Source organism: Pseudomonas sp. TAE6080 (genome assembly GCF_018732265.1).
Classification (GTDB): domain Bacteria; phylum Pseudomonadota; class Gammaproteobacteria; order Pseudomonadales; family Pseudomonadaceae; genus Aquipseudomonas; species Aquipseudomonas brenneri.
In genome coordinates, this window is sequence record NZ_JAHIDY010000005.1 from 73,627 (window position 1) to 89,106 (window position 15,480).

General features: G+C 60.7%; 17 protein-coding genes. 15 read left to right on the plus strand and 2 right to left on the minus strand.

The window, feature by feature from the left end; translation table 11 throughout:
• Positions 1–308: 308 nt before the first annotated feature.
• From arnC to KL786_RS06050, 15 genes are all read left to right on the plus strand, one after another.
• Positions 309–1,343, plus strand: a complete 1,035-nt coding sequence (gene arnC, locus KL786_RS05980) for an undecaprenyl-phosphate 4-deoxy-4-formamido-L-arabinose transferase (RefSeq protein ID WP_215516989.1) — start codon at positions 309–311, stop codon at positions 1,341–1,343.
• The gene (arnA, locus tag KL786_RS05985) at positions 1,340–3,343 is read left to right on the plus strand and encodes a bifunctional UDP-4-amino-4-deoxy-L-arabinose formyltransferase/UDP-glucuronic acid oxidase ArnA (RefSeq protein ID WP_215516990.1); all 2,004 of its coding nucleotides are present in this window, start codon (positions 1,340–1,342) and stop codon (positions 3,341–3,343) included. Before arnC ends, arnA begins: the two co-directional genes overlap by 4 nt.
• Entirely contained in the window at positions 3,340–4,227 is an 888-nt protein-coding gene (gene arnD / locus KL786_RS05990) for a 4-deoxy-4-formamido-L-arabinose-phosphoundecaprenol deformylase (RefSeq protein WP_458730131.1), read from the plus strand. The genes arnA and arnD overlap by 4 nt, the downstream gene beginning before the upstream one ends.
• Positions 4,224–5,879, plus strand: coding sequence for a lipid IV(A) 4-amino-4-deoxy-L-arabinosyltransferase (arnT, locus tag KL786_RS05995; protein ID WP_215516992.1), 1,656 nt, complete (start codon positions 4,224–4,226; stop codon positions 5,877–5,879). The genes arnD and arnT overlap by 4 nt, the downstream gene beginning before the upstream one ends.
• A complete protein-coding gene (gene arnE, locus KL786_RS06000; RefSeq protein ID WP_215516993.1) occupies positions 5,876–6,223 on the plus strand; it encodes a 4-amino-4-deoxy-L-arabinose-phosphoundecaprenol flippase subunit ArnE in 348 nt (115 codons plus the stop codon). Before arnT ends, arnE begins: the two co-directional genes overlap by 4 nt.
• The gene (arnF, locus tag KL786_RS06005; protein ID WP_215516994.1) at positions 6,220–6,633 is read left to right on the plus strand and encodes a 4-amino-4-deoxy-L-arabinose-phosphoundecaprenol flippase subunit ArnF; all 414 of its coding nucleotides are present in this window, start codon (positions 6,220–6,222) and stop codon (positions 6,631–6,633) included. The genes arnE and arnF overlap by 4 nt, the downstream gene beginning before the upstream one ends.
• Positions 6,630–8,003 (plus strand): UDP-glucose dehydrogenase family protein, encoded by a 1,374-nt coding sequence (locus tag KL786_RS06010; RefSeq protein WP_215516995.1) that lies wholly within the window; start codon positions 6,630–6,632, stop codon positions 8,001–8,003. The genes arnF and KL786_RS06010 overlap by 4 nt, the downstream gene beginning before the upstream one ends.
• A gap of 3 nt (positions 8,004–8,006) precedes the next feature.
• Positions 8,007–9,605 carry an ArnT family glycosyltransferase gene (locus KL786_RS06015; RefSeq protein WP_215516996.1) on the plus strand — a complete coding sequence of 533 codons (1,599 nt, stop codon included), beginning with the start codon at positions 8,007–8,009 and terminating at the stop codon, positions 9,603–9,605.
• 139 nt (positions 9,606–9,744) lie between these two features.
• The gene (locus KL786_RS06020) at positions 9,745–9,975 is read left to right on the plus strand and encodes a type VI secretion system contractile sheath small subunit (RefSeq protein ID WP_458729636.1); all 231 of its coding nucleotides are present in this window, start codon (positions 9,745–9,747) and stop codon (positions 9,973–9,975) included.
• Between the two features lie 168 nt (positions 9,976–10,143).
• Positions 10,144–10,848 carry an HPP family protein gene (locus KL786_RS06025; protein ID WP_090291132.1) on the plus strand — a complete coding sequence of 235 codons (705 nt, stop codon included), beginning with the start codon at positions 10,144–10,146 and terminating at the stop codon, positions 10,846–10,848.
• Between the two features lie 158 nt (positions 10,849–11,006).
• Entirely contained in the window at positions 11,007–12,110 is a 1,104-nt protein-coding gene (locus tag KL786_RS06030; RefSeq protein ID WP_215516997.1) for an enoyl-CoA hydratase/isomerase family protein, read from the plus strand.
• Positions 12,111–12,113: 3 nt separating this feature from the next.
• Entirely contained in the window at positions 12,114–13,265 is a 1,152-nt protein-coding gene (locus KL786_RS06035; RefSeq protein ID WP_032860344.1) for an acyl-CoA dehydrogenase family protein, read from the plus strand.
• A gap of 98 nt (positions 13,266–13,363) precedes the next feature.
• Positions 13,364–13,813, plus strand: coding sequence for an SRPBCC family protein (locus tag KL786_RS06040; protein WP_215516998.1), 450 nt, complete (start codon positions 13,364–13,366; stop codon positions 13,811–13,813).
• Between the two features lie 166 nt (positions 13,814–13,979).
• On the plus strand, positions 13,980–14,426 hold the full coding sequence (locus KL786_RS06045; protein ID WP_032860347.1) for a DUF411 domain-containing protein: 447 nt from the start codon (positions 13,980–13,982) through the stop codon (positions 14,424–14,426).
• Between the two features lie 3 nt (positions 14,427–14,429).
• Positions 14,430–14,861 (plus strand): YqaA family protein, encoded by a 432-nt coding sequence (locus KL786_RS06050; protein ID WP_215516999.1) that lies wholly within the window; start codon positions 14,430–14,432, stop codon positions 14,859–14,861.
• A gap of 18 nt (positions 14,862–14,879) precedes the next feature.
• Here the strand turns inward: KL786_RS06050 and KL786_RS06055 are convergent, their stop codons facing one another.
• Both KL786_RS06055 and KL786_RS06060 read right to left on the minus strand, forming a co-directional pair.
• Positions 14,880–15,164: a type II toxin-antitoxin system RelE/ParE family toxin gene (locus KL786_RS06055; protein WP_215517000.1), complete on the minus strand. Its 285-nt coding sequence runs from the start codon at positions 15,162–15,164 to the stop codon at positions 14,880–14,882.
• Positions 15,164–15,436 (minus strand): CopG family ribbon-helix-helix protein, encoded by a 273-nt coding sequence (locus KL786_RS06060; RefSeq protein WP_215517001.1) that lies wholly within the window; start codon positions 15,434–15,436, stop codon positions 15,164–15,166. Before KL786_RS06060 ends, KL786_RS06055 begins: the two co-directional genes overlap by 1 nt.
• Positions 15,437–15,480: the final 44 nt, after the last annotated feature.

A 15,480-nucleotide genomic window follows, 5' to 3' on the forward strand; every position in this document is an offset into this window, starting at 1 on the left:
ACAGTTATCGTTTGTCTGTCTTCTTAATTGTCTAGCTGAACACTAGCTGTCTGCCCAACAAATAAACGAGTTTTTCATCCGCCTTTCATATTCGCTGGACAAATTTGCGCTTAACCTTGGTCCTAATACTTGAGGGTATGCCGCGTTTTGCTGACTAACCCGTTGATAATGCTTTACCTTTGGCGGTCATGAGCTTTACTGAGGATGGCTTTGCCACCGGCTGTTTTTTATTGAAGTGCCCGCACTTTCATCTGCTGTTTGTTGTCATCTCTACGCGCAAAGTTGCTCTAACCCGAGGTCATGAATCTTTGAAACCCTACCCTATTCATTGCGTGTCGATCGTTATCCCGGTCTACAACGAAGAACAGAGCCTGCCCGAGTTGCTACGGCGCACCCGTGCTGCGTGCGAGCAGCTGGCCTATGAGTACGAAATCATCCTGGTGGACGACGGCAGCCGCGACAGTTCCGCGCAACTGCTGGAAGACGCGGCAAGCGAGCCCGGCAGCCACGTGGTCGCGGTGATCCTTAACCGCAACTACGGTCAGCACGCGGCAATCATGGCGGGCTTTGAGCAATGCCGGGGCGAGGTGGTGATTACCCTCGACGCCGATCTGCAAAACCCGCCGGAAGAAATTCCGCGCCTGGTCGAGCAAGCGGCCCTGGGCTACGATGTGGTTGCCACGGTGCGTAACAATCGCCAGGACTCGGCCTTTCGTCGCTGGCCTTCGCGCCTGATCAACCTGGCGGTGCAGCGCTCCACCGGCGTGGCCATGACTGACTATGGCTGCATGCTGCGCGCTTACCGGCGCACCATTGTCGACGCCATGCTCGCCTGCCGTGAACGCAGCACTTTTATCCCGATCCTGGCCAACGGCTTTGCGCGTCATACCACGGAGATCCTGGTACACCACGCCGAGCGCGAACATGGCGAATCCAAATACAGCGCCATGCGCCTGATCAGCCTGATGTTCGACCTGTTGACCTGCATGACCACCACGCCCTTGCGCCTGCTGTCCATCGTCGGCTTCAGCCTGGCGGCCCTGGGCATGCTGTTTGCGTTTGCCCTGATCGTCATGCGCCTGGCCTTCGGTGCCGATTGGGCCGGTGACGGCCTGTTCGTGCTGTTTGCCGTGTTGTTTGTGTTTACCGGCGGCCAGTTCATCGGCATGGGCCTGTTGGGTGAATACCTGGGACGCATGTACAGCGATGTGCGCGCCCGCCCACGTTTCTTTATTGAAAAGGTGCTGCGCAACGAACCGGCAGCACCTGCACCGGTGGTCATCGTCGATGGCCTGCCCTCCTCCCCGTCTTCCACTTCCTCTTCCAGTCAGGTTTCGTCATGAGTTCAAAAGCTGTTGTCTTCGCTTACCACGACATTGGCTGTGCGGGCATTGAAGCCCTGCTCAATGCGGGTTACGAAATTGCTGCCGTGTTTACCCATGCTGATGATCCGAAGGAGAACACCTTCTACGGCTCGGTCGCTCAACTGTGCGCACGCCACGGCATCCCGGTACACGCGCCAGAAGACGCCAACCACCCGCTGTGGGTCGAGCGTGTCGCCAAGCTGAACCCGGACTTCATCTTCTCCTTCTACTACCGCAACCTGCTGGGCGAGGCGCTGTTGGCTATCGCGCGCCAGGGCGCGTTCAACCTGCACGGTTCGCTGCTGCCTAAATACCGTGGTCGTGCCCCGGCCAACTGGGTGTTGGTCAACGGTGAAACCGAAACCGGCGTGACCCTGCACCGTATGGTCAAGCGTGCCGATGCCGGCGCGATCCTCGCCCAGCAAACAGTCATGATTGAGCGCAGCGACACCGGCCTGACACTCCACACCAAGCTGCGTGAAGCGGCGACTCAACTGTTGCGCGATGCATTGCCGCAACTGGCCCAGGGCAAATTGAGCGAAACCGCCCAGGACGAAAGCCAGGCCACCTGCTTTGGCCGCCGCACACCGGCTGACGGCAAGCTCGTCTGGCAAAAGCCCGCAGAGCAACTGTTCAACCTGGTACGCGCGGTTACCCAGCCGTACCCAGGCGCTTTCTGTGCAGTGGGCGAGCACAAGCTGATCGTGTGGCAAGCCGAAGTGGTCAAGGGCAACGAAGGCCAGGCGCCGGGCCGGGTGATCAGCGTCAACCCGCTGCGCATTGCCTGCGGTGAGGATTCCCTGGTCATCAACTTCGGCCAGCGCAACGACAATGGCCTGTACCTGACCGGCCCGGCCCTGGCCGACGAGTTGGGCCTGGTGGATGGCTCGATCCTGCGCGGCGCCGAGTCGGGTGGCAAACCGCGCCGCACCCGGGTGCTGATCCTGGGCGTCAACGGCTTTATCGGTAACCACTTGTCCGAGCGCCTGCTGCGTGATGATCGCTACGAAGTCTATGGCCTGGATATTGGCTCCGACGCCATCGACCGCCTGCGCAGCCACCCCAACTTCCATTATGTGGAAGGTGACATCAGCATTCACTCCGAGTGGATCGAGTACCACATCAAGAAATGCGACGTGGTCTTGCCGCTGGTGGCCATCGCCACGCCGATTGAATACACCCGTAACCCGTTGCGCGTGTTCGAGCTGGATTTCGAAGAAAACCTCAAGTTGGTGCGCTACTGCGTCAAGTACAACAAGCGCGTGATTTTCCCTTCGACTTCCGAAGTCTATGGCATGTGCCAGGACCAGAACTTCGACGAAGACACTTCCAACCTGGTGGTCGGCCCGATCAACAAGCAGCGCTGGATTTATTCGGTGTCCAAGCAACTGCTGGACCGGGTGATCTGGGCCTACGGTGCCAAGGGCCTGAATTTCACCCTGTTCCGCCCGTTCAACTGGATGGGCCCGCGCTTGGACCGCCTGGACTCGGCACGTATCGGCAGCTCCCGTGCGATTACTCAGTTGATCCTCAACCTGGTGGAAGGCACGCCTATCCGCCTGTTTGACGGCGGCGAGCAGAAACGCTGCTTCACCGACATTGCCGACGGTATCGAAGCCCTGGCGCGGATTATCGACAACGATAACGACGTGTGTAACGGCCAGATCATCAACATCGGCAACCCGGACAACGAAGCCAGCATCCGTCAGTTGGGCGAAGAGCTGCTGCGCCAGTTCGAGGCTCACCCGCTACGCGGCAACTTCCCGCCGTTTGCAGGCTTTCGCGAAGTGGAAAGCAAAGCGTTCTACGGCGCTGGCTACCAGGACGTGGCGCACCGCAAGCCGAGCATTGCCAACGCCAAGCGCCTGCTGAACTGGGAGCCGAGCGTGGAAATGAGCGAGACCATCGGCAACACCCTGGACTTCTTCCTGCGTGAAGCGATGCTCGAAATCGCCCAGTCCAGCGAAGCAGGCAAATAATGAAGGCAGGTCTGCGCATCGACGTCGACACCTACCGGGGCACCCGCGATGGAGTGCCACGGTTGCTGGAGTTATTGGATGAGGCGGGGATCAAGGCGACGTTCTTCTTCAGTGTCGGGCCGGACAATATGGGGCGCCACTTATGGCGCCTGATCCGTCCGCAGTTCCTGTGGAAAATGCTGCGCTCCAACGCCGCCGGCCTGTATGGCTGGGACATCCTGCTGGCCGGCACCGCCTGGCCGGGCAAGCCGATTGGCCGCGACCTGGGGCACCTGATGCGCCAGGCCAGGGCTGCCGGTCACGAAGTGGGCCTGCACGCCTGGGATCATCATGGCTGGCAGGCCAATGCCGGCCGCTGGAGCGATGCGCAACTGGTGGAACAGATGCGCCGTGGGCTCGACACCCTGAGCGAAATCCTTGGCGAGCCCGTGGACTGTTCCGCCGCCGCTGGCTGGCGTGCCGACGAGCGTGTGGTGCAGGCCAAGCAAGGCTTTGGCTTGCGCTACAACAGCGATTGTCGCGGCACCGGCCTGTTCCGCCCGATCCTTGCCGATGGCCGTGCCGGTACGCCACAGGTCCCGGTGGACTTGCCGACCTTCGACGAAGTGGTCGGGCCACAGGTGACAGCCAAGGACTTCAACGCATTCATTCTTGATCGGTTCACCGAATCGACACTCAACGTCTATACGATCCACGCAGAAGTAGAAGGGATTCTGATGGCCAATGAATTTCGCCAGTTGCTGGCCCAGGCCGGGCAGCGCGGCATCCAATTCCAGCCCCTGGGCAATCTGTTGCCGGCCGACCCGGCGAGCCTGCCTCTGGCGCATTTGACACGCGGCGTACTCAATGGCCGCGAAGGCTGGCTGGGAGTACAAAAGGCATGATCCGACGTTGGGCGCTGCCCCTGCTCCTGTTGGTCTTCGGCCTGTGCTACCTGTTGCCGATGGCCACCCATGGCCTGTGGATCCCGGATGAAAGCCGCTACGCGCAGATCAGCCAGGAAATGCTGCTGACCGGCAAATGGGCGTCCCCGCACTTCATGGGCCTGCGTTATTTCGAAAAACCAGCGGCCGGTTATTGGATGATTGCCCTGGGCCAGGCCGTGTTCGGCCAGAACCTGTTTGGCGTGCGTGTGGCCTCGGCGCTGGCCACGGGCCTGAGCATCCTTTTGGTGTACTTCATGGCCCGGCGCCTGTGGAACGATCCACGCAAGAGCCTGGTCAGCGCTGTGCTGTACATGAGTTTTGTCAGTGTGGCGATGTCGGGTGGCTACGCCAACCTCGACCCGCAGTTCAGCTTCTGGGTCAACCTCAGCGGCGTGGCGTTATGGCTGTGTATCGACAGCCACAGCCGGCGCGCCCGCCTGGGCGCCTGGGCATTGCTGGGCCTGGCCTGCGCCATGGGCTTCATGACCAAGGGATTCCTGGCGTGGCTGCTGCCGGTGTTGATCGCCCTGCCCTACATGGTCTGGCAAAAACGCTTTCGTGAGTTGCTGACTTATGGCCTGGTCGCGGTGCTGGTGGCAATTGTGGTCAGCCTGCCCTGGGCGCTGATGGTGCATGCCCAGGAACCCGACTACTGGAACTTCTTTTTCTGGCACGAACACATCCAGCGGTTTGCCGGTGAAGATGCCCAGCACGAAGAAGCCTGGTGGTACTACTTGCCGTTGCTGGCCGCGTTCAGCCTGCCGTGGCTGGCGCTGTTGCCCTCGACCCTGAAACAGGCGTGGCAGGAAAAACGTACGCACAAGACCGGCTTCCTGTTGTTGTGGCTGCTGATGCCCCTGGCGTTTTTCAGCCTGAGCAAGGGCAAGCTGCCAGCTTATATCCTGCCGTGCCTGCTGCCTTTGGCATTGCTGATGGGCAATACCCTGGCGGACAAACTGGCCCAGGCCCGTGGCCGGGTGTTGCAAGTCAATGGCGGGCTCAACCTGATTCTCGGGGTGCTGGGGTTGCTGGCAATCGTGTATTTCCAGTTGAAGAAGCCGATTTTTGCCCACCAGCAGGAACTGCTGAGCCTGGTGCTGGTGTTTATCGTGCTGCTGGGCTGGATCATCGCCAACCTGCTGCAAGTGGCACGCCCGTTGCGCCTGTGGGCGGCGCCTGCCCTGGGCAGTTGGTTGCTGGTGGCCCTGGTGCCGGCGGCGTTGCCGCACTCGGTGGTTTATAACAAGACCCCGGACCAACTCATTATCGATCACGTTGAAGAGTTGGCAGGCACCCAACGTTTGCTGAGTAACGACCTGGGCGCCGCCTCGTCCCTGGCGTGGCGGCTCAAGCGCCCGGACGTGACGCTGTACGACACCCTGGGCGAAGTCAAATATGGCCTGGCCTACGCTGACGCCGCCAATCGCAGGGTCGACACCACGCAAGTCCAGCAATGGATGACCGAGGCCCGCAAACAGGGCTCGGTGGGCGTGGTGATGCGCGTCAAGGGCGAGCGTGAAGTGCGTGAAGTCGAGTTGCTGCCCCAAGATGGCAAACGCTACGAGCAAGGCAACATGGTGATCCTGGTGTTCCCACAGGTGGCGCCTTGATCACCCTGCTGCTGCTCCTGGCTGCGTGCCTGCTGACCTGCATGGGCCAGATCGCGCAAAAGTATGCCGTCGAAGGTTGGCGTGACCAACCTGCGGGCTGGGGCCTGAAACTGCGCTCGCCCTGGCTGTGGCTGGCCCTGCTGTGCCTGGGTTTCGGTCTGCTCGTATGGCTGCTGGTGCTGCAGCGCCTGGAGGTGGGAATTGCCTACCCGATGCTCAGTCTTAACTTTGTGTTGATCACCCTGGTAGCGCGCTTTGTATTCCATGAACCGGTGGACCGTCGCCACTGGATCGGTGTGGCCCTGGTGATAGCCGGTGTGCTGCTGCTGGGTGGCCAGATATGAGCCGACTGCGTGGTTTCACCCTGGCGTTATCCAGCGTGGCGCTGGTCAGCACGGCCCAGTTGGGGATGCGCTGGAGCATGACGCGCCTGCCATTACCTGCCGACTGGCTCACCGCCCTGGCCAGTGCCTCGGTGGATCCGCTGGCGCTGGGCGTGGTGGCCCTGGCGATTCTCGCCTACGCGCTGTCAATGCTCTGCTGGCTCGGCGCGCTGCAGCATCTGCCACTGGGCCGCGCCTATTCGTTGCTGAGTATCAGCTACGTCCTGGTGTACCTGTTGGCGGCCAGCCTGCCGGGCTTCAACGAACCCTTTTCCCTGTCACGGACCTTGGGGGTGGCCCTGGTCATCCTCGGCGTCCTGACCATCAACTCCCGTCGTATCGGCAACACAAGCCCCAGGAATACCCCATGAAAATCAGCGTATTTGGTAGTGGTTACGTTGGCCTGGTACAGGCCACCGTATTGGCCGAGATCGGTCACGATGTGATCTGCATGGACGTTGATGAAAGCAAGGTGCAACTGTTGCAACAGGGCCATGTGAGCATTTTCGAACCGGGGCTTACCAGCCTGGTCCGGGAAAACCTGGAAAACGGCCGGCTGACCTTTACCACCCAGGAAAAGCTCGCGGTCGAGCACGGTGAAGTGCTGTTTATCGCGGTCGGTACGCCCTCGGACGAGGACGGCTCGGCAGACTTGAAATACGTGCTGTCGGTGGGCGATGCGGTGGCCCGGCATCGTGTCGAGCCGGTGATCCTGGTGGAGAAGTCCACCGTACCGGTCGGCACCGGCGACACCCTGCGCGCCCATATCGACAAGGCCCTGGCCGGGCGCAAACTGGTGTTCGATATTGTCTCCAACCCGGAATTCCTCAAGGAAGGCTCTGCCGTGGCCGACTGCCGGCGCCCCGACCGGATCATCATCGGCTGCGAGCGCGAAGAAGTGCGCGAGGTCATGCGTGACCTGTACGCGCCCTTCAACCGCAACCACGACCGCATCATTTTTATGGATGTGCGCAGCGCCGAACTGACCAAGTACGCGGCCAACTGCATGCTGGCGACCAAGATCAGCTTTATCAACCAAATCGCCGAACTGGCCGAACACCTGGGCGCCGATATCGAGTCGGTGCGCCTGGGCATTGGTGCTGACTCGCGGATTGGCTACCACTTTATCTACCCGGGCTGCGGCTACGGTGGCTCGTGCTTCCCCAAGGACATGCGTGCCTTGATCCATAGCGCTCGGCAAGTCAACTGCTCCAGTGACCTGCTCGAAGCGGTGGAGGCCATCAACCAGCGGCAGAAAAGCAAACTGTTCGAACGGATCCGCGCGTTCTACAAAGGCGAACTGCGCGGCAAGACCTTCGCTTTGTGGGGCCTGGCGTTCAAGCCCAATACCGACGACATGCGTGATGCGCCCAGCCGGGTGCTGATGGAATCGCTGTGGGCCGCCGGGGCCAATGTGCGGGCCTTCGACCCCGAAGCCATGCAGGAAACCCAGAAGCTGTATGGTGATGATCCGCGCTTGATGCTGATGGGCACCCCTGAATCGACCCTGGGCGGCGCCGATGCCTTGATCGTCTGCACCGAGTGGCAGCAATTCAAAGCGCCGGATTTCGACCTGCTGCACGCACGCCTCAAGGCGCCGGTGATTTTTGACGGACGCAACCTGTATGACGCCGAGCGCCTGGCGCGCAAGGGCTTCCATTACTTCCCGATGGGCCGTGGACAGTCCTGTGACTTGCCGATCCCCCAGCAACAGTGGCTGCCACGGTTGCTGGAGGCCTGAGGCGTGGACAAGAGGCTCCTGCGCCGCCAGTCCTGGGGCATCGGTCTGCTGGCGCTGCTGCTGTTTATCGCGGGTAATTGGGATCAGGCGATTATCGGCTTCGACTCGCGCTTTGTGCTGTTCGCCCAGGAAATGCTGCGCCACGGGCCGGGCTTTTTCCCCACCACCTATGGCCAGCCGTATGCCGATTACCTGTCCACCTCGACCCTGTTGACGTGGCTGTTGTCGCTGCCTCTGGGGCGGGTCACCCGCTTCAGTGCCTGGCTGCCGACAGCCATCGCTTCGGCGGCCATCGTCGCCCTGGTCTATCGCCTGACCGCGCCCTACTCCCGGCGCTGGGCGCTGCTGAGCATCGCGCTGCTGTTGCTCAGCAGCACGTTTATCAGCGAAACCCGCTCGGTATCCCTGGACCAGATGCTGGCGGCGGTGACTCTCGCGGTGTTCTATCTGGGCTATGCCCACGATCATTTCTCCAGCCCCCGGCGCCTGCCCTGGGTATTGCTCCTGTTATTGCTCGGCTTTGCGATTCGCGGGCCCATCGGCCTGGTGATCCCTACTGGCGTGTTGTGCAGCTATTACCTGCTCAACCGCCAGTGGCGCGCGTTGTTCAGTGTCGGCCTGCTGGCCCTGGCATTGCTGGCAGCATGCGTCGGCCTGCTGCTGTTGCTGGCCAAGCTCAGTGGTGGCGAAACCTTCCTGCAAGACGTGATCCGCATGCAGTTCCTCGGGCGTATGGACGGCCGCGAAGGCTCCAGCAGCGTGTGGTATTACTTCACCAGTTCCGTGGGCAACTACGCCTTGGCGTACCCGTTGGCATTGCTCGCGCTGCTGGCGGTGCTGCTCAATGGCCGACGCGCTGGCGATGGCGGGTGGCCGTTGTTGCTGGCGTGCATCGCCGCAGGTTTGATCGTGATGCTGGGGCTGTCGATCCCCGAGGCAAAGAAAGCCCGCTATGTGTTGCCGATGATGCCCATGGTGGCGATCATCGCCGCGTACCCGTTCCATAGGCCCGATGGGCATCTGTTCAAGGGGCTGCGGGGCCTGATGCTGGGATTATGGACGGTGACCCCGGGCTTGTTGATCGGCGCGCTGCTGGTGGCGCGCCATCGTTTCGGGGCGCAGTTGGAGCATTTCCAGGGCGTGCTGGGCCTGTTGATCGGCTTGCAGGTCTTTATCATCGGAATGCTTGCCAGGTGGCGCTTGCACCCCATAGGCCCAGCGTTTGGCGCGGTGCTGGCGGTGTGGGGCAGCTATATCCTGGTGGTCGAGCCCCTGGAGCGCAGCCTGTATGACACTCGTACATTTAGCCGTGAGGCTCATGCACTGATCAGGCAACAGCCAGCGCCGTTGGTGTTGCATGGCCTGGGTAAAGACGCCAAGGCCATCAAGTTCATGGTCAACGTTGAATGTGACCGGGTTCCGCTGTTCACCCAGGCACCTGCCGACCTGTCCTTGATCCAGGGACCGGCATGGCTGGTGATGGACAAGGCAGACTTCACCCGTCTCGACGCGCCACGCTGGCGCGCATTGGCACCGGTACTGACCGGGCAGTTCGATAAAAACACCTATGTGCTCCTGCACCTGAACGGGGCTGGGTCTTGAGCACGAACTATCAAGAAAGCTCCTACGTTTGTATCCGTAAATGCCGGTACCGGCTCCCTTACCGACCCTATGACCCCAACGGTAAACTCGCCTCACATTTGCATTACATAGTTACCGCCCGCCTCCGAGGATCGCTGCCGTGCCTGATGAGCAATTGCCTGTTGTCCCTGCTATCGAGCCTGTACACGTCGGCTATATCCCGGTGTTCCCTCTCGATCGGCTGATGGAATTGCGCGATGCCCTTGTCGCGCTCAAAGGGCCATTGGCCAGCAACCCACAACTGCAAGAAAGCGTGCAGAAGTCGCTGATCAATGCCGAGAATCATGAGCGGGTATTGGGCAACATCAGCCCAGGACGTGAGCGGTTTTGATGCAAAATTACTGCACTTAACCTGCATTAATATGCATTGGCGGCAATAGTGTTTGATCGGCACACTGCGCCGGTTCCTCCCCCAAATGTTGGAACTTTCGAAGGGCTTTGCGGGCAACCGCCAAGCCCTTTTTTTGCCCTCTCCCTTTTCCGATTGGACTGCCCCGCAATGCTCGCTCGCTGGTTCCCCGCTGCCATCAATACCCGCCCCGCCGAATGGAGCCGTGCCGCCATCGGCATGGCCCTGGGCACCCTGTTTACCGTATGGCTGTGTGCCCAGGTGTATGGCCTGGAAGTGGCCATGCACCTGCTGGGCCCGTTGGGGGCCTCCGCCGTGTTGTTGTTTGCGGTGTCATCGGGTGCCCTCGCCCAGCCGTGGTCGATCATCGGCAGCTACCTGTGCGCCTGTGTGGTGGCTTTGCTGGTGGCCCGCGTCTTGGGCCGGACCCTGGGCAGCGCCTGTCTCGCGGCGGGTATGGCCTTGATCCTGATGTGCTGGCTGCGTTGCCTGCACCCGCCTTCGGGAGGTCTGGCCATGACCCTGGTCCTGGCGGACCCGGCCACCATCGCCCTGGGCTGGCAGGAAGTCGGCCCAGTGATGCTGGGAGCCGGCACCTTACTGCTCTCGGCCTTGGCCTACAACAACCTGACCCGTACCCGCTACCCCAAGGGCCCCACTGAAACCCCAGTCGTGGTGCCATTACTGTCGCCGCAGGTGGACGCAAAAATCACCGCTGCAGACCTGGAACAGGCATTGGCACAAATGGAGCAGTTTTTCGACGTTACCCCCAGCGAATTGGAAGAACTGATCCATATTGCCGAAGACCATGCCCGCCGCCGCAGCATTGGCCAGGTCCTGGCCAGCCGGGTCTAGACGCGCCTACCCTGGTTTTTTATCGAATACTCCCTGCATAAATGCAAAGATGACCTGCAGGATTCCGGCTTGTACTGGGCAAATTTGCACTGGTACGATCCGGAGATGGTTCGCCCGCGAACATTTTGATAAAGAACAATAAAAGCAGGGAGTTACAGATGACTGCTCAGGCTCAGTCCCAGGCGACAAGCACCGAGTCCCCCCAGAACAGTGTCCTGGCCGAAGTACGCAACCACATCGGCCACCTGACCCTCAACCGCCCCGCCGGTCTCAATGCCATCACCCTGGACATGGTCCGCAGCCTCTCTACGCATTTGCGCGCCTGGGCCGATGATGCCCAAGTGCACGCCGTGGTCTTGCGCGGCGCCGGTGAAAAGGCCTTCTGCGCGGGGGGCGATATCCGCTCGCTGTACGACAGCTTCAAGAGCGGCGACACGCTGCATGAAGACTTCTTCGTTGAAGAGTACGCCCTCGACCTGGCCATTCATCACTACCGCAAGCCGGTCCTCGCGCTGATGGACGGCTTTGTCCTGGGCGGTGGCATGGGCCTGGTCCAGGGTGCCGACCTGCGGGTGGTGACCGAACGCAGTCGCTTGGCTATGCCGGAAGTGGCCATCGGTTACTTCCCTGATGTGGGCGGCAGCTACTTCCTACCGCGCATTCCTGGCGAACTGGGGATTTACCTGGGCGTGACCGGGGTGCAGATCCGCGCCGCCGACGCCCTGTATTGCGGGCTCGCCGACTGGTACCTGGACAGCGCCAGGCTGGCGGAGCTGGACCAGAAGCTCGACCACCTGCAATGGCACGATTCGCCACTCAAGGACCTGCAAGGCCTGCTGGCCAAGCTCGCGGTACAACAATTGCCGGATGCACCGTTAGCGGCCCTACGCCCGGCCATCGACCACTTCTTTGCCCTGCCGGACGTGCCAAGCATTGTCGAGCAACTGCTGCAAGTGACGGTCGCCGACAGCCATGAGTGGGCCGTGAGTACGGCGCAACTGATGCAGACCCGTTCCCCATTGGCCATGGCCGTCACCCTGCAGATGTTGCGACGCGGGCGGCACCTGGCACTGGAAAACTGCTTTGCCCTGGAGTTGCACCTGGACCGCCAGTGGTTCGCCCGTGGCGACCTGATCGAAGGGGTGCGTGCGCTGCTGATCGACAAGGACAAATCCCCGCGCTGGAACCCGCCAACGTTAGCGACATTGGATCAGAACCATGTCGACAGCTTCTTTCAAGACTTCGTGAAGCACGGGAACTAAGCCATGCAAGATATTGAATTTACAGAAGAACAAGTAATGATTCGCGACATGGCACGCGACTTTGCCCGTGGCGAAATCGCTCCCCATGCACAGGCCTGGGAAAAAGCCGGCTGGATCGATGATGGCCTCGTGGCCAAAATGGGCGAATTGGGCCTACTGGGCATGGTGGTGCCGGAAGAATGGGGCGGTACCTATGTGGACTACGTAGCGTACGCGCTGGCTGTCGAGGAAATTTCTGCGGGTGACGGTGCGGTCGGCGCACTGATGAGTATCCATAATTCAGTGGGTTGCGGTCCGATCCTCAACTACGGCACACCCGCGCAGAAAGAGACCTGGCTGGCCGAACTCGCCAGTGGCCAGGCCATCGGCTGCTTCTGCCTGACTGAACCCCAGGCCGGCTCCGAAGCTCACAATCTGCGCACCCGCGCCGAACTGCGCGATGGCCAGTGGGTGATCAACGGCGCCAAACAGTTTGTCAGCAACGGCAAGCGCGCCAAACTGGCGATAGTGTTTGCCGTGACCGACCCGGACTTGGGCAAGAAAGGAATCTCTGCGTTCCTGGTGCCCACCGACACCCCAGGCTTTACCGTGGACCGTACCGAACACAAGATGGGCATCCGCGCCTCGGACACCTGCGCCGTGACCCTCAGCCAATGCACCGTGCCCGAGGCCAATCTGCTGGGCGAGCGCGGCAAGGGCCTGGCTATCGCCCTGTCCAACCTGGAGGGTGGGCGCATTGGCATTGCCGCCCAGGCCCTGGGGATCGCTCGGGCGGCCTTTGAAGCGGCGTTGGCCTACGCCCGTGATCGGGTGCAGTTTGACAAGGCCATCATCGAACACCAGAGCGTGGCCAACCTGCTGGCAGACATGCAGACCCGGCTCAATGCCGCGCGCCTGCTGATCCTGCATGCCGCGCGTTTGCGCAGTGCTGGCAAACCGTGCCTGTCCGAAGCCTCCCAGGCCAAGCTGTTTGCGTCGGAAATGGCCGAGAAGGTCTGTTCATCGGCGATGCAGATCCATGGTGGCTACGGTTACCTGGAGGACTACCCGGTGGAGCGTTACTACCGCGATGCACGGATCACCCAGATCTATGAGGGGACCAGCGAGATCCAGCGCATGGTGATTGCCCGGGAGCTGAAGAACTATCAGCTATAGCGGCTGCTGAAAAAGCGTCGAAAAAAGCCTGGTGACTCCCGTGCGTTGTGCGGGAGTGCGACTATTCTGACAGTTCCTAGCCACACAGGAGGTGTGTCATGAATGCAGTTGAACACCCGGTTCGTGTCGAACGAATCAGCCAGGAACGCTATATCCAAGCCCCCATTGAAGCCGTCTACGACTACGTGACCCAGCCGGATCGCTGGCACGAATGGCACCCCACATCCTTGAGCGCGGACACCGGCACCAGCGGTTCACTGCCGGCCGGCCAGCGCTTCACCGAGATGATCGACCTGCTTGGGGTGCGCGTACCCATGAGCTACCGCGTGCAGATTGCCGTGCCGCCCCGGGAGTTCAAGACGGTTTTCACTTCCCTGGCCGTCGATGGCTGCATTCACTACCTGCTTCAGCCCCATGGCAGCGGCACCCTGTTCAAGCGTGTGCTCAGCTATGAAACCGAATTACAGCTCACCACGCTGAAAACGCGCATGGTAGAGCTGTCGAACCAGGCCATGGACCAACTCAAGCAGCGCCTGGAGTCGTCCTGAGCTGACAATTTTGTCATCTCTCTCTCAGTTTGCTGACAGCAGCGGACACTAAATTCCGTGGTTGTCGCATGCTCGTATAATTTCGAAACATAACCACCTCACCTGGCGCGTAAAAGCGCGGAGAATGCACCCTCTTTGCGCACTCCGTAACCGATGGGACCTGTCTATGAAAACCACCCTGCGCCTGACTTTGCTGTCCGCCCTGTTCATGACCACCCTGGCCCAGGCGGCCGAACTGATCCCGATTGACGTGCACCGCGATGCCAATTGCGGCTGCTGCAAGAAATGGATCAGCCATCTGGAAACCAATGGCTTCAAGGTCAACGACCATGTTGAAACCGACATGAGCGCGGTCAAGCAACGCCTGGGCGTGGCTCCGCGCCTGGCGTCCTGCCATACCGCCGTGATCGACGGCAAATTCGTCGAAGGCCATGTGCCCGCCGAGCAGGTGTTGGCCCTGCGCAAGCGCAGCGATCTGTTGGGTATCGCGGCACCGGGCATGCCCATGGGCTCTCCGGGCATGGAGATGGACGGCATGAGCGACGCGTATCAAGTGATTGGCCTGACCCGCGAAGGCAAAGATGTGGTGGTAGCCGACTACCCGGCCCACTGATCAATGTTTGCAGGGTATGCAGGGCTGTTTTTCAGCGCCTTTGGCGCGGCCACGCTGTTGCCGCTGCAATCGGAAGCGGTGCTGGTCGCGCTGCTGCTCAATGGCAGCTACTCACTGTGGCTGCTGCTCGGCATTGCGACACTGGGCAACGTGTTGGGTTCGTTGGTCAACTGGCTGCTGGGACGCTCGGTCGATCTGTTCAAGGACCGGCGCTGGTTCCCGGTCAGTGCAACGCAGCTGGAAAAGTCCCGCGGCCATTATCGACGCTGGGGGCATTGGTCACTGCTGCTCAGTTGGGTGCCGATCATCGGCGACCCGCTGACCCTGGTGGCCGGTGTGATGAAAGAACCGCTGTGGCGTTTTGTGTTGATCGTCAGCATTGCCAAGGCGGCCCGTTATGCTGTGGTGGCGATGCTCACGCTGCATTGGATGTAACAGCCAGTTGCAAGTGCTTTAAATAGGCTGACGATCCTCGCGGGTGTGCCACAGGCGCAGTAAATAGAGAGTGGAATCCACTATTTCGTAACGCATCTCATAATGGCCGATCTGAATTCGGCGCACTTCCCTTGGCTCGAACTCTTCCAGGCGTTCGCCGATGCGCGGGTTGACCAACAGCGTAGTGGGTGCACCAGTGAGTTGTTGCACTGTACGTGCGGCGGCGGGTTGATTCACTGCTGCCAGAAACTCATAAAGCCGGCTAATGTCGGAAAGCGCCTTGCTTGTCCACATCAATTCCATTAGCGCGGTACCGGCAACGGGGCGTCGGTGCTGAGGCTATCTGCCCAAGCCTGAACCGCTTGGTGGTCAATGACGCGTCCAGCGTCAACATCAGCCAAGGCTTCGCGTGTCAGGCGGCTACGTTCTTCTTCCTGCTCGATCCAAGCGGACAGGGCCTGTTTGACGATCCAGTTTTTGGAGCGCTCCAGGCGCTCTGCCATCAAATCGACTTTTTGGGCTAGTTGCTCAGGGACGTGGGCCGTGACAGATCGGGTTTTCCCTGGGGTTGCCATGATGGAGGCTCCTGATAGTTAATCGATTCAAAGTTAATCGTAGT

Coding starts and splice junctions, on each gene's coding strand:
- arnA (WP_215516990.1), top strand. CDS start 1,340: ATGAGTTCAAAAGCTGTTGTCTTCGCTTACCACGACATTGGCTGTGCG.
- arnT (WP_215516992.1), top strand. CDS start 4,224: ATGATCCGACGTTGGGCGCTGCCCCTGCTCCTGTTGGTCTTCGGCCTG.
- arnF (WP_215516994.1), top strand. CDS start 6,220: ATGAGCCGACTGCGTGGTTTCACCCTGGCGTTATCCAGCGTGGCGCTG.
- KL786_RS06010 (WP_215516995.1), top strand. CDS start 6,630: ATGAAAATCAGCGTATTTGGTAGTGGTTACGTTGGCCTGGTACAGGCC.
- KL786_RS06025 (WP_090291132.1), top strand. CDS start 10,144: ATGCTCGCTCGCTGGTTCCCCGCTGCCATCAATACCCGCCCCGCCGAA.
- KL786_RS06030 (WP_215516997.1), top strand. CDS start 11,007: ATGACTGCTCAGGCTCAGTCCCAGGCGACAAGCACCGAGTCCCCCCAG.
- KL786_RS06035 (WP_032860344.1), top strand. CDS start 12,114: ATGCAAGATATTGAATTTACAGAAGAACAAGTAATGATTCGCGACATG.
- KL786_RS06040 (WP_215516998.1), top strand. CDS start 13,364: ATGAATGCAGTTGAACACCCGGTTCGTGTCGAACGAATCAGCCAGGAA.
- KL786_RS06045 (WP_032860347.1), top strand. CDS start 13,980: ATGAAAACCACCCTGCGCCTGACTTTGCTGTCCGCCCTGTTCATGACC.
- KL786_RS06050 (WP_215516999.1), top strand. CDS start 14,430: ATGTTTGCAGGGTATGCAGGGCTGTTTTTCAGCGCCTTTGGCGCGGCC.
- KL786_RS06055 (WP_215517000.1), bottom strand. CDS start 15,164: ATGGAATTGATGTGGACAAGCAAGGCGCTTTCCGACATTAGCCGGCTT.
- KL786_RS06060 (WP_215517001.1), bottom strand. CDS start 15,436: ATGGCAACCCCAGGGAAAACCCGATCTGTCACGGCCCACGTCCCTGAG.